The organism is Lysinibacillus sp. NPDC047702, from assembly GCF_050272555.1.
Classification (GTDB): Bacteria; Bacillota; Bacilli; order Bacillales_A; family Planococcaceae; genus Lysinibacillus.
In genome coordinates, this window is the sequence record NZ_JBNNMG010000085.1 from 1 (window position 1) to 19879 (window position 19879).

The 19879-nt window shown below is 40.4% G+C and carries 35 protein-coding genes and 1 pseudogene; all 36 read left to right on the forward strand.

The features are described from left to right. Positions 1-632 precede the first annotated feature (632 nt). The 36 genes and pseudogenes from rpsJ (at position 633) to rpsI (ending at position 19846) form a co-directional block, all read left to right on the forward strand. Positions 633-941 (forward strand): 30S ribosomal protein S10, encoded by a 309-nt coding sequence (gene rpsJ, locus ACQKIM_RS25165; RefSeq protein WP_004233624.1) that lies wholly within the window; start codon positions 633-635, stop codon positions 939-941. A gap of 44 nt (positions 942-985) precedes the next feature. Beyond that, positions 986-1615, forward strand: a complete 630-nt coding sequence (rplC, locus tag ACQKIM_RS25170; RefSeq protein WP_427549189.1) for a 50S ribosomal protein L3 — start codon at positions 986-988, stop codon at positions 1613-1615. A 26-nt stretch (positions 1616-1641) separates the two neighbouring features. Then, positions 1642-2265, forward strand: coding sequence for a 50S ribosomal protein L4 (gene rplD, locus ACQKIM_RS25175; RefSeq protein WP_004233626.1), 624 nt, complete (start codon positions 1642-1644; stop codon positions 2263-2265). Continuing rightward, complete coding sequence (gene rplW / locus ACQKIM_RS25180) at positions 2265-2549, forward strand: 50S ribosomal protein L23 (RefSeq protein WP_004233628.1); 285 nt, start codon at positions 2265-2267, stop codon at positions 2547-2549. Before rplD ends, rplW begins: the two co-directional genes overlap by 1 nt. 48 nt (positions 2550-2597) lie before the next feature. Beyond that, the gene (gene rplB, locus ACQKIM_RS25185) at positions 2598-3428 is read left to right on the forward strand and encodes a 50S ribosomal protein L2 (protein WP_054771424.1); all 831 of its coding nucleotides are present in this window, start codon (positions 2598-2600) and stop codon (positions 3426-3428) included. A 60-nt stretch (positions 3429-3488) separates the two neighbouring features. Beyond that, positions 3489-3767: a 30S ribosomal protein S19 gene (gene rpsS / locus ACQKIM_RS25190; RefSeq protein WP_036151954.1), complete on the forward strand. Its 279-nt coding sequence runs from the start codon at positions 3489-3491 to the stop codon at positions 3765-3767. Between the two features lie 22 nt (positions 3768-3789). Further along, entirely contained in the window at positions 3790-4134 is a 345-nt protein-coding gene (gene rplV / locus ACQKIM_RS25195; protein WP_004233639.1) for a 50S ribosomal protein L22, read from the forward strand. A gap of 3 nt (positions 4135-4137) precedes the next feature. Then, the gene (gene rpsC, locus ACQKIM_RS25200) at positions 4138-4791 is read left to right on the forward strand and encodes a 30S ribosomal protein S3 (RefSeq protein WP_427549191.1); all 654 of its coding nucleotides are present in this window, start codon (positions 4138-4140) and stop codon (positions 4789-4791) included. A 1-nt stretch (position 4792) separates the two neighbouring features. Beyond that, complete coding sequence (gene rplP, locus ACQKIM_RS25205; protein WP_025116437.1) at positions 4793-5227, forward strand: 50S ribosomal protein L16; 435 nt, start codon at positions 4793-4795, stop codon at positions 5225-5227. After that, positions 5217-5417, forward strand: coding sequence for a 50S ribosomal protein L29 (gene rpmC, locus ACQKIM_RS25210; protein WP_004233646.1), 201 nt, complete (start codon positions 5217-5219; stop codon positions 5415-5417). The genes rplP and rpmC overlap by 11 nt, the downstream gene beginning before the upstream one ends. A gap of 18 nt (positions 5418-5435) precedes the next feature. Next, entirely contained in the window at positions 5436-5699 is a 264-nt protein-coding gene (gene rpsQ, locus ACQKIM_RS25215; RefSeq protein WP_004233648.1) for a 30S ribosomal protein S17, read from the forward strand. Between the two features lie 43 nt (positions 5700-5742). Then, the gene (gene rplN / locus ACQKIM_RS25220; RefSeq protein ID WP_004233650.1) at positions 5743-6111 is read left to right on the forward strand and encodes a 50S ribosomal protein L14; all 369 of its coding nucleotides are present in this window, start codon (positions 5743-5745) and stop codon (positions 6109-6111) included. A gap of 35 nt (positions 6112-6146) precedes the next feature. Next, entirely contained in the window at positions 6147-6455 is a 309-nt protein-coding gene (gene rplX, locus ACQKIM_RS25225; RefSeq protein WP_053482809.1) for a 50S ribosomal protein L24, read from the forward strand. 28 nt (positions 6456-6483) lie between these two features. Continuing rightward, the gene (gene rplE, locus ACQKIM_RS25230) at positions 6484-7023 is read left to right on the forward strand and encodes a 50S ribosomal protein L5 (RefSeq protein ID WP_427549193.1); all 540 of its coding nucleotides are present in this window, start codon (positions 6484-6486) and stop codon (positions 7021-7023) included. Positions 7024-7044: 21 nt separating this feature from the next. Further along, positions 7045-7230, forward strand: coding sequence for a type Z 30S ribosomal protein S14 (locus tag ACQKIM_RS25235; protein ID WP_004233656.1), 186 nt, complete (start codon positions 7045-7047; stop codon positions 7228-7230). 29 nt (positions 7231-7259) lie between these two features. After that, positions 7260-7658 (forward strand): 30S ribosomal protein S8, encoded by a 399-nt coding sequence (rpsH, locus tag ACQKIM_RS25240; RefSeq protein ID WP_008181717.1) that lies wholly within the window; start codon positions 7260-7262, stop codon positions 7656-7658. 30 nt (positions 7659-7688) lie between these two features. Further along, positions 7689-8228 carry a 50S ribosomal protein L6 gene (gene rplF / locus ACQKIM_RS25245; protein WP_427549195.1) on the forward strand — a complete coding sequence of 180 codons (540 nt, stop codon included), beginning with the start codon at positions 7689-7691 and terminating at the stop codon, positions 8226-8228. 32 nt (positions 8229-8260) lie between these two features. Further along, a complete protein-coding gene (gene rplR, locus ACQKIM_RS25250) occupies positions 8261-8620 on the forward strand; it encodes a 50S ribosomal protein L18 (RefSeq protein WP_427549197.1) in 360 nt (119 codons plus the stop codon). A gap of 21 nt (positions 8621-8641) precedes the next feature. Then, entirely contained in the window at positions 8642-9145 is a 504-nt protein-coding gene (gene rpsE / locus ACQKIM_RS25255; protein WP_427549199.1) for a 30S ribosomal protein S5, read from the forward strand. Positions 9146-9158: 13 nt separating this feature from the next. Continuing rightward, positions 9159-9341 carry a 50S ribosomal protein L30 gene (gene rpmD / locus ACQKIM_RS25260; RefSeq protein ID WP_054771429.1) on the forward strand — a complete coding sequence of 61 codons (183 nt, stop codon included), beginning with the start codon at positions 9159-9161 and terminating at the stop codon, positions 9339-9341. A gap of 34 nt (positions 9342-9375) precedes the next feature. After that, entirely contained in the window at positions 9376-9816 is a 441-nt protein-coding gene (gene rplO / locus ACQKIM_RS25265; RefSeq protein WP_427549201.1) for a 50S ribosomal protein L15, read from the forward strand. Beyond that, the gene (gene secY, locus ACQKIM_RS25270; RefSeq protein ID WP_427549203.1) at positions 9816-11111 is read left to right on the forward strand and encodes a preprotein translocase subunit SecY; all 1296 of its coding nucleotides are present in this window, start codon (positions 9816-9818) and stop codon (positions 11109-11111) included. Before rplO ends, secY begins: the two co-directional genes overlap by 1 nt. A gap of 70 nt (positions 11112-11181) precedes the next feature. Continuing rightward, positions 11182-11835 (forward strand): adenylate kinase, encoded by a 654-nt coding sequence (locus tag ACQKIM_RS25275; RefSeq protein ID WP_427549205.1) that lies wholly within the window; start codon positions 11182-11184, stop codon positions 11833-11835. Positions 11836-12093: 258 nt separating this feature from the next. Then, positions 12094-12162 (forward strand): annotated as a pseudogene (locus ACQKIM_RS25280) (hypothetical protein); the annotation flags it as partial. Between the two features lie 86 nt (positions 12163-12248). Beyond that, positions 12249-12467, forward strand: a complete 219-nt coding sequence (gene infA / locus ACQKIM_RS25285; protein ID WP_004233690.1) for a translation initiation factor IF-1 — start codon at positions 12249-12251, stop codon at positions 12465-12467. A gap of 37 nt (positions 12468-12504) precedes the next feature. Further along, entirely contained in the window at positions 12505-12618 is a 114-nt protein-coding gene (gene rpmJ, locus ACQKIM_RS25290) for a 50S ribosomal protein L36 (RefSeq protein ID WP_000868344.1), read from the forward strand. Between the two features lie 24 nt (positions 12619-12642). Next, positions 12643-13008, forward strand: coding sequence for a 30S ribosomal protein S13 (gene rpsM, locus ACQKIM_RS25295; protein WP_004233729.1), 366 nt, complete (start codon positions 12643-12645; stop codon positions 13006-13008). A gap of 25 nt (positions 13009-13033) precedes the next feature. Further along, entirely contained in the window at positions 13034-13423 is a 390-nt protein-coding gene (gene rpsK / locus ACQKIM_RS25300) for a 30S ribosomal protein S11 (protein ID WP_004233731.1), read from the forward strand. Between the two features lie 139 nt (positions 13424-13562). Beyond that, positions 13563-14507, forward strand: a complete 945-nt coding sequence (locus tag ACQKIM_RS25305; protein ID WP_004233733.1) for a DNA-directed RNA polymerase subunit alpha — start codon at positions 13563-13565, stop codon at positions 14505-14507. Positions 14508-14564: 57 nt separating this feature from the next. Beyond that, complete coding sequence (rplQ, locus tag ACQKIM_RS25310) at positions 14565-14945, forward strand: 50S ribosomal protein L17 (protein WP_012296051.1); 381 nt, start codon at positions 14565-14567, stop codon at positions 14943-14945. 624 nt (positions 14946-15569) lie between these two features. Next, a complete protein-coding gene (locus tag ACQKIM_RS25315; RefSeq protein ID WP_427549207.1) occupies positions 15570-16415 on the forward strand; it encodes an energy-coupling factor ABC transporter ATP-binding protein in 846 nt (281 codons plus the stop codon). Continuing rightward, the gene (locus ACQKIM_RS25320; RefSeq protein ID WP_427549209.1) at positions 16391-17263 is read left to right on the forward strand and encodes an energy-coupling factor ABC transporter ATP-binding protein; all 873 of its coding nucleotides are present in this window, start codon (positions 16391-16393) and stop codon (positions 17261-17263) included. Before ACQKIM_RS25315 ends, ACQKIM_RS25320 begins: the two co-directional genes overlap by 25 nt. After that, positions 17260-18057 (forward strand): energy-coupling factor transporter transmembrane component T family protein, encoded by a 798-nt coding sequence (locus tag ACQKIM_RS25325; RefSeq protein WP_427549210.1) that lies wholly within the window; start codon positions 17260-17262, stop codon positions 18055-18057. Before ACQKIM_RS25320 ends, ACQKIM_RS25325 begins: the two co-directional genes overlap by 4 nt. Before the next feature lie 13 nt (positions 18058-18070). Beyond that, positions 18071-18811: a tRNA pseudouridine(38-40) synthase TruA gene (truA, locus tag ACQKIM_RS25330; RefSeq protein WP_427549212.1), complete on the forward strand. Its 741-nt coding sequence runs from the start codon at positions 18071-18073 to the stop codon at positions 18809-18811. Between the two features lie 179 nt (positions 18812-18990). After that, on the forward strand, positions 18991-19428 hold the full coding sequence (gene rplM / locus ACQKIM_RS25335; RefSeq protein WP_370043864.1) for a 50S ribosomal protein L13: 438 nt from the start codon (positions 18991-18993) through the stop codon (positions 19426-19428). Positions 19429-19453: 25 nt separating this feature from the next. Further along, positions 19454-19846 carry a 30S ribosomal protein S9 gene (rpsI, locus tag ACQKIM_RS25340; protein ID WP_004233744.1) on the forward strand — a complete coding sequence of 131 codons (393 nt, stop codon included), beginning with the start codon at positions 19454-19456 and terminating at the stop codon, positions 19844-19846. Positions 19847-19879 lie beyond the last annotated feature (33 nt).

Sequence of the window (19879 nt, forward strand, 5' to 3'; positions counted from 1 at the left end):
GAGACCCTGGAGCGAGCAACGCGAGTGAAGCGGCTCATCGGACGCCCCCAGGAAAGCACTCAGTCGGAACGGAGATCAACCCCTCGTTTTGAAAAGGGATATACTTTTTAATTTGTAACCTTGATTTCATTGACATAATAGTATTTCAACAACATAAAAACAGTATGATTATTTAAACATCATACTGTTTTTTTATTTATTGTGATAAAGGAGGTAGTATATTTAAGATTTTTAAAATAACAAAATTAAAATCAATATCACAATGATTCTATTAGCTTTGAGTAGGCTTGTAATGACTATATTATAATAGTGCTTAATTACAGGGGTTATTTGCAATATTTAAAAATATTGATATTACAATCTTATGTGTTGCAAAATATCTAGAAATTCTTTATACTAATAAACGGCTTAAATAAGCGAAGAAATAGTAGTAGTAAGAATATCAGCAACATTTAAAAGAATTTAGCGAAAAGACTTGCTTATTCTTTTTTTATTGTATATAATGTTGAATGTTGGTCTTTGACTGCGATGAAACGAGAGGTTGCCGACACACCCGGCCGCTTTGCCATGGCGGTGTGTGGGAAAATTTTCGTGGAGAATGTCTAGAAAATAGGCGAGAAGGAGGGAAAATAATGGCAAAACAAAAGATTCGTATTCGTTTAAAAGCGTATGATCACCGTATTTTAGATCAATCTGCTGAGAAAATTGTGGAAACTGCAAAACGTTCAGGTGCAAGTGTATCAGGTCCGATTCCACTTCCAACTGAGAAGTCTGTGTACACAATTCTTCGTGCTGTTCACAAGTACAAAGACTCTCGTGAACAATTCGAGATGCGTACGCATAAACGTCTGATCGATATCGTTAACCCAACACCACAAACTGTTGACGCGTTAATGAAACTTGATTTACCATCTGGCGTTGATATCGAAATCAAACTTTAATGGTAAAAAATATAACTTTTCAAAACTTACAGGAGGTGTGACAAATGGCTAAAGGAATCTTAGGTAGAAAAATTGGTATGACACAAGTTTTCGCTGAAAACGGCGATTTAATCCCGGTAACAGTTATCGAAGCTACTCCAAACGTAGTTCTTCAAAAGAAGACTGTTGAAACAGATGGCTACGAAGCAGTTCAAATTGGTTTCGAAGACAAGCGCATTAAGCTTTCTAACAAACCAGAACAGGGTCACGTAGCAAAAGCGAACACTGCTCCTAAGCGCTTCATTCGTGAATTCCGCAACGTGAACGTGGAAGAATACGAAGTTGGTCAAGAAGTCAAAGTAGAAATTTTCGCAGAAGGCGATGTAATTGATGTAACAGGAGTTACTAAAGGTAAAGGTTTCCAAGGTGTTATTAAACGCCACGGTCAATCTCGTGGTCCTATGGCTCACGGTTCTCGTTACCACCGTCGTCCTGGTTCAATGGGTCCAGTTGCTCCGAACCGCGTATTCAAACAAAAGAAATTACCTGGTCAAATGGGTGGCACTGTAGTTACAATCCAAAACTTAGAAATCGTGAAAGTTGATGCGGAACGTAACTTACTACTTGTTAAAGGTAATGTTCCTGGTTCTAAAAAAGCTCTAGTTACAGTGAAAACTGCAATTAAAGCTAAGTAATTACTTAAGGAAAGGAGGAAACAGGAATGACAAAAGTATCTGTACTTAGTCAAACAGGTGCTTCAGTTGGTGAAATCGAATTAAACGATGCGATCTTCGGAATCGAACCAAATGAAGCAGTATTATTCGACGCAGTAGTAGCTCAACGTGCTTCTCTTCGTCAAGGTAATCACAAGGTGAAAAACCGTTCTGAAGTTGCTGGTGGTGGTCGCAAACCATGGCGTCAAAAAGGAACTGGCCGTGCTCGTCAAGGTTCTATCCGTTCTCCACAATGGCGCGGCGGTGGTATCGTATTCGGTCCTACTCCACGTAGCTATTCTTATAAATTACCTAAAAAAGTTCGTCGTTTAGCTCTTAAATCTGCTTTATCAGCTAAAGTAGTAGAACAAAACTTCTTAGTTCTTGATGCTCTTACACTAGCAGCACCAAAAACAAAAGAATTCACAAAAATCCTTAAAGATCTTTCTTTAGAGAAAAAATCTTTATTCGTAACTGCTGACCTAGATGAAAACGTAGCATTATCTGCTCGTAACATCCCAGGTGTAACAGTTTTAACTGCAAATGGAATCAACGTTCTTGATCTATTAGGTCATGATAAAGTTGTATTTACTAAATCTGCAGTAGAAAAAGTTGAGGAGGTGCTTGGATAATGGAAGCACGTGATATTTTAAAACGTCCGGTCATTACTGAGCGTTCTTCAGAACTTATGGCAGAGAAAAAGTATACTTTTGAAGTAGACACTCGCGCAAATAAAACTCAAGTAAAAGACGCAGTAGAAGAAATCTTTGGCGTAAAAGTTGAGAAAGTAAACGTTCTTAACTACAAAGGTAAATTCAAACGCGTTGGCCGTTATGGTGGTTACACAAACAAACGTCGTAAAGCGATCGTTAAATTAACTGCTGATAGCAAAGAAATTGAATTATTCGAAATGTAATCCTTAATGGATTTATGATTTGAACACTCAAGAAGGAGGGAAAACACAATGGCGATTAAAAAGTATAAACCTACCTCTAATGGTCGTCGTAACATGACGTCATTAGACTTTGCGGAAATTACAACTAACAAGCCTGAGAAATCATTGCTTGAACCAACTAAACGCAAAGCTGGTCGTAACAACCAAGGTAAAATCACTGTTCGTCATCATGGTGGTGGTCATAAGAAGCAATACCGTGTTATCGATTTCAAACGTGTTAAAGATGGCATTCCGGCAAAAGTTGCTACTATTGAATATGATCCAAACCGTTCTGCGAATATCGCATTAATCAACTATGCTGATGGAGCAAAAGCTTACATCTTGGCACCAAAAGGTCTAGAGGTTGGTCAAACAATCGTGTCTGGTCCTGATGCTGATATTAAAGTAGGTAATGCATTACCATTAGCAAACATTCCAATGGGTACTACTATCCATAACATCGAGTTAAAACCTGGTAAAGGTGGACAATTAGTACGTTCTGCTGGTACTTCTGCGCAAGTACTTGGTCGTGAAGATAAATACGTAATCGTTCGTCTACAATCTGGTGAAGTACGTTTAGTGTTAGCTACTTGCCGCGCTACAATCGGTCAAGTTGGTAATGAACAACATGAATTAGTACACATCGGTAAAGCAGGTCGTAGCCGTTGGTTAGGTAAACGCCCAGAAGTTCGTGGTTCTGTAATGAACCCTAACGATCACCCACACGGTGGTGGTGAAGGACGTTCTCCAATCGGACGTAAATCACCAATGACTCCTTGGGGTAAACCAGCACTTGGTTACAAAACTCGCAAGAAGAAAAACAAATCGGATAAATTTATTATCCGTGGTCGTAAAAAATAAAGTGGTTAAACTACGGTTCTATGTGAGAGCCGTGGTGGAATCACGGAGGGAGGTTCCTACATGGGTCGCAGCTTGAAAAAAGGACCTTTTGTCGATGACCACTTAATGAAAAAAGTGGAGGCGCAAGAGGCTTCTGAGAAAAAACAAGTTATCAAAACTTGGTCACGCCGTTCTACAATCTTCCCGAACTTCATCGGTTTAACGATTGCTGTTTATGATGGACGTAAACACGTTCCAGTATACGTAACAGAAGATATGGTTGGCCACAAACTTGGTGAGTTCGCACCAACACGTGCTTATAAAGGTCACGGTGCAGACGACAAGAAAACAAGACGCTAATTTTGAGAGGAGGTAAATCCTAATGACACAAGCTAAAGCTATCGCTCGTACAGTACGCATTGCTCCTCGCAAAGTACGTCTAGTTGTAGACTTAATTCGAGGCAAGCAAGTTGGTGAGGCAGTTGCAATTTTACGTCATACTCCAAAAGCGGCGTCTCCAGTCGTTGAAAAAGTATTAAAATCTGCAGTTGCTAATGCTGAGCACAACTATGATCTTGACATCAACTCTTTAGTAGTTTCTGAAGTTTTCGTTGATGAAGGTCCAACATTAAAACGTTTCCGTCCACGTGCACAAGGACGTGCAAGCGCAATTAACAAACGCACAAGCCACATTACTCTAGTGGTATCTGAGAAGAAGGAGGGTTAATCCGTGGGTCAAAAAGTACATCCAATAGGACTGCGCGTTGGTATTATTCGTGACTGGGAGTCAAAATGGTACGCTGAAAAAGACTATGCGACTCTACTTCACGAAGACATCAAAGTGCGTAAATATATTGAAACGGCTCTTAAAGACGCTTCTGTTTCTAAAGTAGAAATCGAACGTGCTGCAAACCGTGTAAACATTACAATTCACACTGCGAAACCAGGTATGGTAATCGGTAAAGGTGGTACTGAAGTTGAAAATCTTCGTAAATACCTTAACGATTTAACTGGTAAACGTGTACACATTAACATTATCGAAATCAAACGTGCTGATCTTGATGCTCGCTTAGTAGCTGAAAACATCGCTCGTCAATTAGAAAACCGTGTATCATTCCGTCGTGCGCAAAAGCAAGCGATCCAACGCACAATCCGCGCTGGTGCAAAAGGAATTAAAACACAAGTATCTGGTCGTTTAGGTGGCGCTGATATTGCGCGTGCTGAACACTATAGTGAAGGAACTGTTCCACTTCATACTCTACGTGCTGACATTGATTATGCACACGCAGAAGCTGACACTACTTACGGTAAATTAGGCGTTAAAGTATGGATCTACCGTGGTGAAGTTCTTCCTACGAAGAAATCTGTGGAAGGAGGCAAATAATATGTTATTGCCTAAACGCGTAAAATACCGTCGTGAACACCGCGGAAACATGCGTGGCGAAGCGAAAGGCGGCAAAGAAGTATCTTTTGGCGAATGGGGCTTACAAGCTCAAACAGCTAGCTGGATTACTAACCGTCAAATCGAATCTGCTCGTATCGCGATGACTCGTTACATGAAACGTGGCGGTAAAGTTTGGATTAAAATCTTCCCACATAAACCTTACACTAAAAAACCTCTAGAAGTCCGCATGGGTTCTGGTAAAGGTTCTCCTGAAGGTTGGGTAGCAGTAGTAAAACCAGGAAAAATAATGTTCGAAATTGCTGGTGTATCTGAAGAGATCGCACGTGAAGCACTTCGTTTAGCATCACATAAGCTTCCTGTTAAATGTAAAATCGTAAAACGTCAAGAAACTGGTGGTGAATCTAATGAAAGCTAATGAAATCCGTGACCTTGCCACTTCTGAAATTGAATTAAAAGTGAAATCACTGAAAGAAGAGCTTTTCAACCTTCGCTTCCAATTGGCGACTGGTCAATTAGAAAACACAGCTCGTATTCGTGAAGTGCGTAAAGCAATCGCGCGTATGAAAACTGTTATTCGTGAAAGAGAAATCAGTGCAAATAACTGATAAAGGAGGTTTTCAAGTATGACTGAGCGTAATCAACGCAAAGTTTACACGGGCCGTGTCGTTTCAGATAAAATGGACAAAACAGTTACTGTTTTAGTTGAAACTTACAAAAAGCACAAGCTTTATGGTAAACGTGTAAAGTACTCTAAAAAGTTTAAAGCTCATGATGAGTTAAACACAGCGAAAATCGGTGATATCGTACGTATCATGGAAACTCGCCCGCTATCAGCTACTAAACGTTTCCGTCTAGTTGAAGTTGTAGAAAAAGCGGTTATTATTTAATAACTATTTCGGAACAACCAATTTCCGAAGGGAGGTAACCTAAGTGATCCAACAAGAAAGTCGTATGAAAGTTGCTGACAACTCAGGTGCACGTGAAGTTCTTACAATTAAAGTGCTTGGTGGCTCTGGCCGTAAAACTGCTAACATCGGTGATATCGTTGTTTGTACAGTTAAGAAAGCAACACCAGGTGGCGTTGTCAAGAAGGGTGACGTTGTTAAGGCTGTTATCGTTCGTACTAAATCAGGCGTACGTCGTAAAGATGGTACGTACATCAAATTTGATGAAAATGCTTGTGTAATTATTCGTGATGATAAATCACCACGCGGAACTCGTATTTTCGGACCTGTTGCACGTGAATTACGTGACAGCAACTTCATGAAAATCGTTTCTCTAGCTCCAGAAGTTCTTTAATTTCATGATAGTGCCAATCAAGGAGGTGCGACAGCATGCATGTAAAAAAAGGTGACAAGGTTAAGGTTATCACTGGTAAGGATAAAGGCAAAGAAGGCGTAATTCTTGCTGCTTACCCTAAACAAGATCGCGTTCTTGTTGAAGGTGTGAACATCGTGAAAAAACACGTAAAACCTAACCAATTGAATCCACAAGGTGGAATTGTAAGCCAAGAAGCTGCAATTCACGTTTCGAACGTAATGCTAATCGATCCTAAATCTGGCGAGCCGACTCGTGTAGGTTATAAAATCGAAAACGGTAAAAAAGTTCGTGTTGCAAAAAAATCAGGTGCAGTAATCGACTAATTAGTATAAATAGAAGGGAGGTACACACATGAGCCGCCTAAAAGAAAAATATTTAAGTGAAGTTTCACCTGCTCTTATGAGCAAGTTTGGATATAAATCAGTTATGCAACTGCCAAAGGTAGAGAAAATCGTTATCAACATGGGTGTTGGTGATGCAGTTCAAAACTCAAAAGCATTAGATGCAGCTGTAGAAGAATTAACAATTATCACTGGTCAAAAACCAGTAGTAACGAAAGCGAAAAAATCGATTGCAGGCTTCCGTCTACGTGAAGGTATGCCTATCGGTGCTAAAGTTACATTACGCGGTGAGCGTATGTATGAATTCTTGGACAAATTAATCTCAATCTCACTACCTCGTGTACGTGACTTCCGTGGTGTTTCTAAAAAAGCATTCGATGGTCGCGGTAACTACACTTTAGGTGTTAAAGAGCAATTAATTTTCCCAGAAATCGATTACGATAAAGTTTCAAAAGTACGCGGTATGGACATCGTGATCGTAACGACAGCGAATTCTGATGAAGAAGCTCGCGAGTTATTGACACAATTCGGTATGCCGTTCCAAAAGTAATCAAACAAGGAGGGCGAAAACGTGGCTAAAAAATCTATGATCGTTAAACAACAACGTAAGCAAAAGTTTAAAGTACAAGAATATACACGTTGTGAACGCTGTGGTCGTCCACACTCTGTATATCGTAAATTCAAACTTTGCCGTATTTGTTTCCGAGAACTTGCATATAAGGGACAAATTCCTGGCGTGAAAAAAGCCAGCTGGTAATCCCCTAATTTGGGAAGGAGGTAAATGTAATGACAATGACTGATCCGATTGCAGATATGCTTACTCGCATTCGTAATGCGAACATGGTTCGTCACGAGAAGTTAGAAGTACCAGCTTCCAACGTGAAAAAAGAAATCGCTGAAATTTTAAAGCGCGAAGGTTTCGTACGTGACGTAGAATACGTGGAAGACAACAAGCAAGGTATTATCCGTATCTTCTTAAAATACGGTAAAGATAACGAGCGCGTTATCACTGGCTTAAAACGTATTTCTAAACCTGGTCTACGAGTATATGCTAAAACAAATGAAGTACCTAAAGTATTGAACGGACTTGGTATCGCTTTAGTGTCAACTTCACAAGGTTTATTAACAGATAAAGAAGCTCGCGCTAAACAAGTTGGCGGCGAAGTTCTAGCATACGTTTGGTAATTAGCAATAAATGAATGGAGGTGCAACTAAATGTCTCGTGTAGGTAAAAAAATTATCGAGGTACCAGCTAACGTAACTGTTACTGTTGCAGCTGACAACAATGTTACTGTTAAAGGTCCTAAAGGCGAACTTGTTCGTTCTTTCCACCAAGATATGAAAATTGAGCAAGAAGGTAACGTAATTTCAATATCTCGTCCTTCTGAATCAAAAGAACACCGCACAAACCACGGTACTACTCGTGCGCTTCTAGCGAACATGGTTACTGGTGTTTCTGCTGGTTTCGAAAAATCTTTAGAGCTTATCGGTGTTGGTTACCGTGCGCAATTACAAGGTAAAAAGCTTGTACTTAACGTAGGTTACTCTCACCCAGTTGAGTTCACACCTGAAGATGGTTTAGAAATTGAAGTTCCTTCTAACACAAAAATCATCATTAAAGGTATCAGCAAAGAACGCGTTGGTGCTCTTGCATCTAACATCCGTGACGTGCGTCCGCCAGAGCCTTACAAAGGTAAAGGTATCCGTTATGAAGGCGAATATGTTCGTCGTAAAGAAGGTAAAACAGGTAAATAATGCTGCCTAAGCATTAGAAAGGAGTGACCCTTGTGATTACGAAACAAGATAAAAATCAGGTTCGTAAAAAACGTCATGCACGTGTACGTTCTAAAATTTCGGGTACAGCTGAGCGTCCACGCTTAAATGTATTCCGTTCAAACAAGAACATCTACGCGCAACTTATCGATGACGTAGCAGGCGTAACAATTGTTAGCGCATCTTCTCAAGAAAATGGTTTTGAAGGTGCTGGTAGTAATGTTGATGCTGCAACTAAAGTCGGTGAAACAATCGCAAAACGCGCTACGGAAAAAAATATTAGTGTTGTAGTATTTGACCGTGGTGGTTACTTATATCATGGACGCGTTAAAGCTTTAGCTGAAGCTGCACGTGAGAACGGTTTAGAATTTTAATAAGAAGGAGGGACACATTTCATGAGTCGTATTGACGCAAACAAACTTGGAGAACTTGAAGAACGCGTAGTTACTATTAACCGTGTTGCTAAAGTTGTTAAAGGTGGACGTCGCTTCCGCTTCACAGCATTAGTTGTAGTTGGCGATAGAAACGGTCATGTTGGTTTTGGTACTGGTAAAGCTCAAGAGGTTCCAGATGCTATCCGCAAAGCTGTTGAAGACGCGAAGAAAAACTTAATCGAAGTGCCACGCGTAGGTGGAACAACTCCACACTTAGTGCAAGGTCGCTTTGGTGCAGGAGAAATCCTAATTAAACCTGCTGCTCCTGGTACAGGAGTTATCGCTGGTGGTCCAGTACGTGCTGTACTTGAGCTTGCTGGTATTACTGATATTCTTTCAAAATCACTTGGATCTAACACACCAATTAACATGGTACGTGCAACTGTTCAAGGTTTAGCTGAATTAAAACGCGTAGAGGACGTAGCTAAATTACGTGGTAAATCAGTGGAAGAAATATTAGGATAAGGGGGGAAAGATAATGGCTAACAAATTAGAAATCACCCTTACAAAATCTGTGATTGGTACTAAACCAGCGCAACGTAAGACAATCGAAGCTCTAGGTTTACGTAAATTACATCAAACTGTTGAGAAAGCTGATAATGCAGCAACTCGCGGTATGTTAGATAAAGTAGCTCACTTAGTTACTGTTAAAGAAATCTAATTTCTAATTATTGAACAAGGAGGTGCCACCCACTATGAAACTGCATGAGTTAAAACCAGCAGAAGGTTCTCGTAAGCAACGCAACCGCGTTGGTCGTGGTATCGGTTCTGGTAACGGTAAAACATCAGGTAAAGGTCATAAAGGTCAAAACGCTCGTTCTGGTGGCGGTGTACGCCCAGGTTTCGAGGGCGGTCAGAACCCATTATTCCGTCGTTTACCAAAACGTGGCTTTACGAACATCAACCGTAAAGAATACGCTATCGTTAACCTTGACACTTTAAACCGTTTCGAAGACGGTGCAGAGGTAACTGCTGCATTATTACTTGAAACTGGTCTTGTGAGCAATGAAAAAGCTGGAATTAAAGTTCTTGGCAATGGAACTCTAAACAAAAAGCTTACTGTAAAAGCTCATAAATTCTCAGCTTCAGCAAAAGAAGCAATCGAGAATGCCGGCGGAACTACTGAGGTGATTTAATGTTTCAGACAATCTCTAACTTTATGCGTGTTCGAGATATACGAAATAAAATCATTTTCACTCTTTTATTGTTAATTGTTTTCCGAATTGGTACGTTTGTGCCAGTACCAAACGTGGATGCTAATGTATTAAAGGTAACTGATGAGTTGAACCTCGTTGGTTTCCTGAATACTTTTGGCGGTGGTGCACTGAAAAACTTCTCCATATTCGCTATGGGGATTTATCCATACATCACTGCTTCAATCATTGTTCAGTTATTGCAAATGGACGTAGTGCCGAAATTTGCTGAATGGGCAAAGCAAGGTGAAGTCGGACGACGTAAACTTGCTCAATTCACTCGCTACTTTACAATCGCTCTTGCTTTTATTCAGTCATTCGCGATGTCATTTGGTTTTAATAAAATGTATGGCGGATCATTGATTAAAGAAGAAGGAATTTTAACATATGTTACGATTTGTATTGTATTAACAGCAGGTACAGCATTCCTAGTATGGCTTGCTGAACAAATTACTGCACATGGTGTTGGTAATGGTATTTCTATTGTGATCTTCGCAGGTATTGTTTCCGCATTACCTACAAGTATCAACCAAATCTATGCACAACAAATCGAGGGTGCTGGTGATAAGCTATTTATCAACCTAATTATCCTAGGTTTACTTATTTTAATTTTGCTTGCAGTTGTTGTTGGAGTTATCTACATGCAACAAGCACTACGTAAAATTCCAATTCAATATGCGAAACGAGTTACTGGACGTAACCAACAAACAGGTGGTCAACAAACGCATTTACCATTAAAAATAAATGCTGCTGGGGTTATTCCGGTAATCTTTGCATCAGCGTTTCTGATGACACCTCGTCTGTTAGTCCCGTTCTTCGGTGAAAATAATGTGACAACATTCATTGAAAACACGTTCAATTATGAAAAACCTGTTGGAATGATTGTTTATATTGTTTTAATTATCGCATTCACATATTTCTATGCATTCGTACAAGTGAATCCAGAAAATGTGGCTGATAACTTGAAAAAGCAAGGTGCTTACATTCCAGGTATTCGACCTGGTGAAAGTACGCAAACGTATTTAACAAGCGTGTTATATCGTCTGACATTTGTCGGTGCGATTTTCTTAACTGTTCTTTCTGTAATGCCGATTTTATTCATGAACTATATGAATCTACCTGCCTCAGTGCAGATCGGTGGTACAAGTATTATTATCGTAGTCGGCGTAGCGCTCGAAACGATGAAACAGCTAGAGTCTCAACTTGTTAAACGTCACTACAAAGGCTTTATGAAATAATGTTGGTTTTTGGGGAACGTTCCATCGTTTCCTGAAATCAGCAAACCTTTTGTGGGAGGAATATTTCCTTATGAATATCGTTTTAATGGGTCTGCCAGGTGCTGGTAAAGGTACACAGGCAGATAAGATTGTTGAGAAGTACACGGTTCCTCATATTTCTACAGGCGATATGTTCCGTGCAGCTATTAAAGACGGCACAGAACTAGGCTTACAGGCTAAATCGTTTATGGATCAGGGAGCTTTAGTTCCAGATGAAGTAACGATTGGTATTGTTCGTGAGCGACTTGCTAAGCCTGATTGTGAAAAGGGCTTCTTATTAGATGGGTTCCCACGTACTGTTCCACAAGCTGAAGCTTTAGATGGCATTCTTGCTGATCTAGGCAAGGCTATTGAACATACGATTAACATTCAGGTTGAAAGAGATGAGTTAATCGCTCGTCTATCAGGTCGTCGTATTTGTAAAACTTGTGGTACATCCTATCATTTAATTTTCAATCCTCCAGCTGAGGAAGGAAAATGTGATAAAGATGGTGGCGAGCTTTATACACGTGCGGATGATAATCCTGAAACGGTTGCAAACCGTCTGGACGTAAATATGAAACAAGCACAGCCTTTACTTGATTTCTATGAAGCAAAAGGTGTGTTAACTAATATAGATGGACAGCAAGATATTAACAAAGTGTTTGCTGATCTTGATGCTCTATTACAGGGCAGCCGCAGCTGATACCCGGCTCCGGGCGCAGAATACTGCTTCCGCGGGAGGCATGCGGAAGCAACAACGAAACATAATTTTTTGAGAGTTGCAAAAGCATATTGTGCCCGGTATATATTTCTTTTAAAAAGTGCAACATTATTTTTAAAGGAGTATAATGGGTTTCGTGGAAGCATCTGTGTAACGGGTATGAATATCTCATCCAAGACATTCCGGTATTCGTGTAAACATGGGAGATTCAGTGCCCTATGCTGGTCCTGTAGATTCCGTGGATTGTGTGAAGCGAAACCAGACGAGCGTCTTTCAAACATCTCTCATACAATCCAAACATATGTTGAAACGAGGTTGCTTCTATAGTTGCAGCAGATATCCGTTTGATGTAACGATGAGAACTTTAATTTGCATATAGAGAGGAGACAGAGTAGATGGCGAAAGATGATGTAATTGAAGTCGAAGGAACAGTTGTTGAGACTTTGCCAAACGCGATGTTTAAGGTAGAATTAGAAAATGGACATGTGATTCTAGCACACGTATCTGGTAAGATTCGTATGCACTTTATCCGCATTCTACCTGGAGATAAGGTTACTATCGAGTTATCTCCTTATGATTTAACTCGCGGTCGTATCACATACCGTTTTAAATAATCTTTTGCGCTCCGGACTACTAAGGAGGTTAGGTTAGATGAAAGTGAGACCATCTGTGAAACCGATCTGCGAAAAATGTAAAGTAATTCGCCGACGCGGTAAAGTAATGGTAATCTGTGAAAATCCTAAACACAAACAAAAACAAGGATAATTCTGAAGGAGGTGCACAACGTACATGGCACGTATTGCTGGTGTTGACATTCCTCGCGACAAACGCGTGGTAATTTCATTAACGTACATTTTCGGTATTGGTAAAACTACAGCTCAGAAAGTATTAGCTGACGCAGGTATTTCAGAAGATACACGCGTACGCGACTTAACTGAAGATGAGTTAAACAAAATCCGTGAACAATTAGATTCATACAAACTTGAAGGTGACTTACGTCGCGAAACTTCATTAAATATTAAACGTCTGATGGAAATCGGTTCATTCCGTGGTATCCGTCACCGTCGTGGTTTACCTGTTCGTGGTCAAAATACGAAGAACAATGCGCGTACGCGTAAAGGTCCTCGTAAAACAGTTGCGAACAAGAAAAAATAATTGGTAAAGGAGGTTCCTTCTTAACATGGCTCGTAAACAACAAACTCGTAAACGTCGTGTGAAAAAGAATATCGAATCTGGTATTGCACACATTCGTTCTACATTTAACAATACAATTGTAACGATTACAGATATGCAAGGTAACGCTGTATCTTGGTCAAGTGCTGGTGCTCTTGGTTTCCGTGGTTCACGTAAATCTACACCATTCGCTGCTCAAATGGCTGCAGAGACTGCTGCTAAAACATCCCTTGAACATGGTCTGAAAACGTTGGAAGTAACTGTTAAAGGTCCTGGTGCAGGTCGTGAAGCTGCAATTCGTGCACTTCAAGCTGCTGGGTTAGAAGTAACTGCTATTAAAGACGTTACTCCAGTTCCTCACAATGGTTGCCGTCCGCCAAAACGTCGTCGCGTGTAATGGGTGCGTCTCATATTGTATGAGAACATCATTTTTTGTACAGACTGTCTTGTGCAGATAATAAACGATACGTCATTGACGATCGAATCTATGATGGAAAGAACCTATACATTCGATGTTTTGAAGGAGGGTAAATGAAATGATCGAAATTGAAAAACCAAAGATTGAAACGGTGGAGATCAGCGAAGATTCCAAATATGGAAAGTTTGTTGTAGAACCGCTTGAACGCGGATATGGAAACACTTTGGGTAATTCTTTACGTCGTATCCTTCTGTCTTCATTACCAGGAGCTGCTGTCACTTCAATTCAAATTGACGGTGTTCTTCACGAATTCTCAACTGTAGAAGGCGTGGTAGAGGATGTAGCTTCAATTATTTTGAACGTGAAAAAACTTGCTCTTAAAATCTACTCTGACGAAGAAAAAGTTATTGAGATTGATGTAAAAGGCGATGGTACAGTTACGGCTGCTGACATTACACATGACAGTGACGTAGAAATTTTAAACCCAGATCTATATATTGCAACAATCGCTAAAAACGGTCATTTACGTATGCGTATGTATGCACAACGCGGCCGTGGTTACACTCCTGCTGATCAAAACAAACGTGAGGATCTTCCTATCGGCGTGATCCCGATCGACTCTATTTACACTCCAGTATCACGCGTCAATTTCCAAGTGGAAAATACTCGTGTAGGTCAGTCTTCTGACTACGATAAACTTTCTCTTGATGTGTGGACAGATGGTAGCATCGGTCCGAAAGAGGCGATTTCGCTCGGAGCAAAAATTTTAACCGAGCATCTTAACATCTTCGTTGGCATGACTGATGAGGCACAAACTGCTGAAATCATGGTCGAAAAAGAAGAGGATCAAAAAGAAAAAGTTTTAGAGATGACTATCGAAGAACTTGATCTTTCTGTTCGTTCTTATAACTGCTTGAAACGCGCTGGTATTAACACAGTACTAGAGCTTGCGAACAAGTCAGAAGACGATATGATGAAAGTTCGTAACCTTGGACGTAAGTCACTAGAAGAAGTAAAAGCGAAGTTAGAAGAGCTTGGTTTAGGATTACGCAAAGAAGACTAAGCGATTTAAACAAAACTTACAAGATCAGATATTTTTTTATAAGGGAGGGAAACATCCATGGGTTACAGAAAACTTGGTCGTACAAGTTCTCAACGTAAAGCGATGTTACGTGACTTAGCTACTGATTTAATCATCAACGAGCGTATCGAAACTACTGAGGCTCGCGCTAAAGAAGTACGTAAAGCTGTTGAAAAAATGATTACTTTAGGTAAACGCGGAGATTTACACGCACGCCGTCAAGCTGCTGCATTCATCCGTCGTGAACTAGTAACAACTACTGATGCAGAAGGTAACGAAACAACTTCATTTGCACTTCAAAAGTTATTTGATGATGTTGCACCACGTTATGCAGAACGTCAAGGTGGTTACACTCGTATTCTTAAAGTAGGTCCTCGTCGTGGTGACGGTGCACCTGTTGTTGTGATTGAATTAGTTTAACTTCTTGAAAGAAGTTAAAGCCTCCAGCGGATGTCACGGAATGGCAAAGAATTTCTTTGTGCAGGCGCAAAGCTGATTCCGGACACAATTGTGCCGAGGCATAATTGATTCATAAGAGAAGACAAGTGGTGAAGAGGGTGGAATCACCACCCTCTTTCTTTATAAATGATTTATACGACAAATAATTAAGCTGAGCGTTATGATGAGCGGGCACTGTTGTGTGGCGTCTCGTTTAGCTCTCCGCACCTCATTCGTGGAAACAAGGATTTGAGCACCCATGTTTCTTGTAAATGTAACGACTAGCGCATTTCTATTGAATGAGGTGCGCGCTTTTTTATTATGTAAGACAGCGCCAAATTGTGGTGCTTTTTTTAATATATGGGTCTGGGATTTACCATTCAACATGAAGTGGGCAATCTATGGTAGAGGCTCTTAAAAGATAGCATGTTCCGCTCAATAGGTGTAAAAGAGTGGGATAAGAATTTCTGAGTGATTTCTTGAAATAACTTGGTGAAAGTGGTTTTATCAATTTTCTTTTATCGACATAATGATTGTAGTAGAATTCATACATAAAACAGTGTAAGTTAGTTAGTAGAGCCGAGCATGTAGAGAGGAGTTCTAGAAATGCCTGAAATTTTATCATTAAATAATGTGACATTTTCATATACACCAGAAGATAATGAAAGCCGTAATGCTGTGGAGAATGTAAGTTTTGCTGTACAGGAGGGTGAATGGATTGCTATCGTGGGTCATAACGGTTCTGGTAAATCTACGATTGCAAAGCTAATGAATGGCTTGTTATATCCACAACAGGGCGATGTACGTATATTACGTGAAGTATTAACTGAAGAGAATCTTTGGAAGAGCCGTTCGCAGATGGGGATGGTATTTCAAAATCCAGATAATCAATTCGTTGGAGCGACTGTGCAGGATGATGTAGCCTTTGCTCTTGAAAATAACGGTGTACCATTTGAAGAAATGGTGAAGCGTGTTCATGCAGCACTAGATCAAGTAAAAATGAGTGATTTTTTAGATCATGAGCCCCATCACTTATCAGGTGGACAAAAGCAGCGCGTTGCCATCGCAGGTGCACTTGCGTTAAAGCCCAAGCTTCTGATCCTCGACGAAGCTACGTCTATGTTAGATCCACAGGGACGTGGTGAGGTATTACAGACAGTTCAAACTTTGCGTGCCGAAACTGGGTTAACCGTATTATCCATCACACATGATTTAGAAGAGGCAATGCTTGCGGATCGTATTCTTTTCATGAACGATGGTAAGAAATTTGCTGAGGGTACACCTGTAGAAATATTTGCACTTGGGGACAAGCTAGTTGAGCTAGGACTTGACCTACCATTTGCCATGAAGCTATCAAAGTTATTGCAAAAGGAAGGTGTTCCATTAATGGGACAACATATGACAGAAGAAGAGTTGGTGAATGATTTATGGACATCAAACTTCAACAAGTAAGCTATGCCTATGCACAAGGCACACCTTTTGAAAAACGGGCATTATTCGATGTAGATTTTGAAATTCCATCACATACGTATCAAGCGATTATCGGGCATACAGGCTCCGGTAAATCAACTATTCTTCAGCATTTTAACGCACTTCTAAGACCTACTTCTGGGGAAGTACATATAGGAGACCGTATTGTTGTAGCTGGCAAAAAGGCGAAGGATTTAAAGACCGTTCGTCAAAAGGTTGGTATTGTGTTTCAATTTCCAGAGCATCAGCTGTTTGAAGAAACCGTGTTAAAGGATATTATGTTTGGTCCTATGAATTTCGGTGTCTCAGAACAAGAGGCTGAAGCACGTGCAAAGGAACTTGTAGGCTTAGTAGGTCTACCAGGAAACGTACTTGAAAAATCACCTTTTGATTTATCAGGGGGACAGATGCGACGAGTGGCAATTGCAGGTGTATTAGCTATGGAGCCAGAAGTGATTGTTTTAGATGAACCAACGGCTGGGCTTGATCCTCGTGGTCAAAAAGAAATTATGGATATGTTTTATAAGCTTCATCAGGAACGAGGGCTTACGACAATTCTAGTTACGCATAGTATGGAGGACGCAGCTCGTTATGCAGATAATATTGTTATTATGCATGAAGGAAAAAACGTATTGAGTGGTACACCACAAGAAATTTTTAAAGATGTGGAGACATTAAAGAACTACCGCTTAGAGCCTCCTCGTATTGTACGCTTTCAGCAAAAAATCGAGCAAATGATGAAAAAGCCTTTCCAAAAAGTATGTTTAACGGAAGAAGAGCTCGCTACTGAAGTTGCTCGAATGCTACGAGAGGAGCGTGCAGAATCATGATGGAAAAAATGATATTTGGACGCTTCTTACCAGGAAGTTCTCCTGTTCATAAGCTTGATCCACGTTCAAAGCTAATTTTTGTCTTCGCGTTCATTATTATCGTATTTTTAGCAAATAATATAGCGACATATGCTATGCTTCTAGCTTTTACCTTACTCATTGTCTTCGTGTCGCGTATTCGTCTGTATTTTTTAATTAACGGTTTAAAGCCAGTACTCTTTTTAATGGCCTTTACCTTCTTACTCCATATCTTTATGACAAAGGAAGGAGCTCTGGTTTTTGATTGGAAGTTTATTAAAATTTACGAAGAAGGAATTCGACAAGGGATATTTATTTCGGTACGTTTTCTAGTATTGGTCTTTATGACATCTATCTTAACGCTTACAACGTCACCGATTTCAATTACAGATGGTATTGAAGTACTGCTGAACCCATTAAAGGCATTAAAAGTGCCTGTTCATGAGCTAGCCTTGATGATGTCTATTTCATTGCGCTTCATTCCCACGTTAATGGATGAGACAGATAAAATTATGAAGGCTCAAATGGCACGTGGCTCAGATTTATCCTCAGGACCGATAACGGATCGTATTAAGGCAGTTGTCCCATTGCTAGTTCCTCTCTTTGTCAGTGCCTTTAAACGGGCGGAGGATTTAGCAACTGCTATGGAAGTAAGGGGCTACCGTGGAGGAGAGGGACGCACTAGGTATCGTAAGCTTAAGTGGGATATGGGTGACACATTTGCACTGGTGTTATTAGTAGCAATAGCTGTATTGCTATTCTTCTATAGAAGTTAAAGGAGTTAGCTTTATGCGACGATTAAAAATAATTATTAGCTATGATGGAACACATTTTTCTGGTTACCAAGTACAGCCTGGAGAGCGGACAGTTCAGGCAGAGCTTGAGCGTGTTCTTGCCATTATGCATAAAGGGGAAAATATAAAGGTTACCGCAAGCGGCCGTACAGATGCGAGAGTCCATGCAACTGGACAAACATTGCATTTTGATACACCACTCGCCATTCCAATTGACAAGTATAGTAAGGCTTTAAATGTGCAGCTTCCTAGAGATATTCGCGTATTGTCAGCAGAGGAAGTGGCTCATGACTTTCATGCACGATACAGTGTGACTGGGAAGCGTTATCGCTATATTTGGTCTTGTGAACCTGTCCAAAGCCCATTTCGCAGACATTACACGGTTGAGACAAATGGTGTCAAACCCAATGTGGATGCAATGCAGGAGGCAGCAAAGGCTATCATTGGTACACATGACTTTTCATGCTTTTGTGCAGCGAATACAAGTGTGAAGGATAAAGTACGCACAATAACATCACTACTATTTGAATGGCATGGGGAAGAGCTTCATATGGTGATTGAAGGCACTGGCTTCTTATATAATATGGTTCGTATTATAGCAGGTACACTTTGGGAGGTTGGGGTAGGTCGACGTGCTATAGACAATGTAGCACTTGTAATCGCCTCAGAAGATCGTGATAAAGCGGGAAAAACCGCACCGCCACAAGGGTTATACTTAGAAAAAGTGTTCTATTAGTGATGTTCTATAATTCTGAACAACTTCACCAGGTGTTTAATGAAATTGCTTGACTTTAAAAGTCATTCATTATATGATAACAGATGGTATTTTCATTACCACCACAAATAAGCCCCGAAAACTTATAGTGTAGTTTAATGAAAAATAACGGTAATCGAATCGATTAGGAGGATATATACATGCGTACAACATTCATGGCTAAAGGTCACGAAGTAGACCGTAAATGGTTAGTAGTTGATGCAGAAGGCCAAACTCTTGGACGTTTAGCTTCTGAAGTAGCTGCAATCTTACGTGGTAAACATAAACCAACATTCACACCAAACGTTGACACAGGTGATCACGTAATCATCATCAACGCTGACAAAATCCATTTAACTGGTAACAAATTAGAGGGTAAACTTTACCGTCACCACACTCAATTTGCAGGTGGTTTAAAAACTCGTACTGCTGGTGAAATGCTAGACAAGTACCCAACAAGAATGATCGAATTAGCAGTTAAAGGAATGCTTCCTAAAAACTCTTTAGGTCGCAAAATGTTCGGTAAACTAAATGTTTACACAGGAACAGAGCATCCACATGCTGCACAAAAACCAGAAGCATACGAGCTTCGCGGATAATATAAATTAAGAGGAGGATATTACTTTGGCACAAGTTCAATACATCGGCACTGGTCGCCGTAAAAGCTCTGTAGCTCGCGTACGTTTAGTACCAGGTACAGGTAAAATTGTTATCAACAAACGTGAAATTGAAGAATACGTACCATTCGCTGCACTACGTGAAGTAATCAAACAACCATTAGTAGCTACTGAAACTACAGGAAGCTATGATATCCACGTAAACGTTAACGGTGGTGGATACACTGGTCAAGCTGGTGCTGTTCGTCACGGTATCGCTCGTGCTCTACTTCAAGTAGACCCAGATTTCCGTGCTGCATTAAAATCTGCTGGATTACTTACTCGTGATTCACGCATGAAAGAACGTAAAAAACCAGGTCTACGCGGCGCTCGTCGTGCACCTCAGTTCTCAAAACGTTAATATACCAATGGTTATCGGCTCTTTCCCCTGTCC

Coding starts and splice junctions, on each gene's coding strand:
- secY (WP_427549203.1), top strand. CDS start 9,816: ATGTTTCAGACAATCTCTAACTTTATGCGTGTTCGAGATATACGAAAT.
- ACQKIM_RS25305 (WP_004233733.1), top strand. CDS start 13,563: ATGATCGAAATTGAAAAACCAAAGATTGAAACGGTGGAGATCAGCGAA.
- ACQKIM_RS25275 (WP_427549205.1), top strand. CDS start 11,182: ATGAATATCGTTTTAATGGGTCTGCCAGGTGCTGGTAAAGGTACACAG.
- rpsJ (WP_004233624.1), top strand. CDS start 633: ATGGCAAAACAAAAGATTCGTATTCGTTTAAAAGCGTATGATCACCGT.
- ACQKIM_RS25315 (WP_427549207.1), top strand. CDS start 15,570: ATGCCTGAAATTTTATCATTAAATAATGTGACATTTTCATATACACCA.
- rplB (WP_054771424.1), top strand. CDS start 2,598: ATGGCGATTAAAAAGTATAAACCTACCTCTAATGGTCGTCGTAACATG.
- rpsS (WP_036151954.1), top strand. CDS start 3,489: ATGGGTCGCAGCTTGAAAAAAGGACCTTTTGTCGATGACCACTTAATG.
- rplM (WP_370043864.1), top strand. CDS start 18,991: ATGCGTACAACATTCATGGCTAAAGGTCACGAAGTAGACCGTAAATGG.
- truA (WP_427549212.1), top strand. CDS start 18,071: ATGCGACGATTAAAAATAATTATTAGCTATGATGGAACACATTTTTCT.
- rplX (WP_053482809.1), top strand. CDS start 6,147: ATGCATGTAAAAAAAGGTGACAAGGTTAAGGTTATCACTGGTAAGGAT.
- rplQ (WP_012296051.1), top strand. CDS start 14,565: ATGGGTTACAGAAAACTTGGTCGTACAAGTTCTCAACGTAAAGCGATG.
- rplO (WP_427549201.1), top strand. CDS start 9,376: ATGAAACTGCATGAGTTAAAACCAGCAGAAGGTTCTCGTAAGCAACGC.
- rpmC (WP_004233646.1), top strand. CDS start 5,217: ATGAAAGCTAATGAAATCCGTGACCTTGCCACTTCTGAAATTGAATTA.
- ACQKIM_RS25325 (WP_427549210.1), top strand. CDS start 17,260: ATGATGGAAAAAATGATATTTGGACGCTTCTTACCAGGAAGTTCTCCT.
- rplP (WP_025116437.1), top strand. CDS start 4,793: ATGTTATTGCCTAAACGCGTAAAATACCGTCGTGAACACCGCGGAAAC.
- rpmJ (WP_000868344.1), top strand. CDS start 12,505: ATGAAAGTGAGACCATCTGTGAAACCGATCTGCGAAAAATGTAAAGTA.
- rplV (WP_004233639.1), top strand. CDS start 3,790: ATGACACAAGCTAAAGCTATCGCTCGTACAGTACGCATTGCTCCTCGC.
- rplW (WP_004233628.1), top strand. CDS start 2,265: ATGGAAGCACGTGATATTTTAAAACGTCCGGTCATTACTGAGCGTTCT.
- rpsK (WP_004233731.1), top strand. CDS start 13,034: ATGGCTCGTAAACAACAAACTCGTAAACGTCGTGTGAAAAAGAATATC.
- rplF (WP_427549195.1), top strand. CDS start 7,689: ATGTCTCGTGTAGGTAAAAAAATTATCGAGGTACCAGCTAACGTAACT.
- rpsQ (WP_004233648.1), top strand. CDS start 5,436: ATGACTGAGCGTAATCAACGCAAAGTTTACACGGGCCGTGTCGTTTCA.
- rplE (WP_427549193.1), top strand. CDS start 6,484: ATGAGCCGCCTAAAAGAAAAATATTTAAGTGAAGTTTCACCTGCTCTT.
- rpsM (WP_004233729.1), top strand. CDS start 12,643: ATGGCACGTATTGCTGGTGTTGACATTCCTCGCGACAAACGCGTGGTA.
- ACQKIM_RS25320 (WP_427549209.1), top strand. CDS start 16,391: ATGGACATCAAACTTCAACAAGTAAGCTATGCCTATGCACAAGGCACA.
- rpsH (WP_008181717.1), top strand. CDS start 7,260: ATGACAATGACTGATCCGATTGCAGATATGCTTACTCGCATTCGTAAT.
- rplC (WP_427549189.1), top strand. CDS start 986: ATGGCTAAAGGAATCTTAGGTAGAAAAATTGGTATGACACAAGTTTTC.
- rpsE (WP_427549199.1), top strand. CDS start 8,642: ATGAGTCGTATTGACGCAAACAAACTTGGAGAACTTGAAGAACGCGTA.
- rplD (WP_004233626.1), top strand. CDS start 1,642: ATGACAAAAGTATCTGTACTTAGTCAAACAGGTGCTTCAGTTGGTGAA.
- rpmD (WP_054771429.1), top strand. CDS start 9,159: ATGGCTAACAAATTAGAAATCACCCTTACAAAATCTGTGATTGGTACT.
- infA (WP_004233690.1), top strand. CDS start 12,249: ATGGCGAAAGATGATGTAATTGAAGTCGAAGGAACAGTTGTTGAGACT.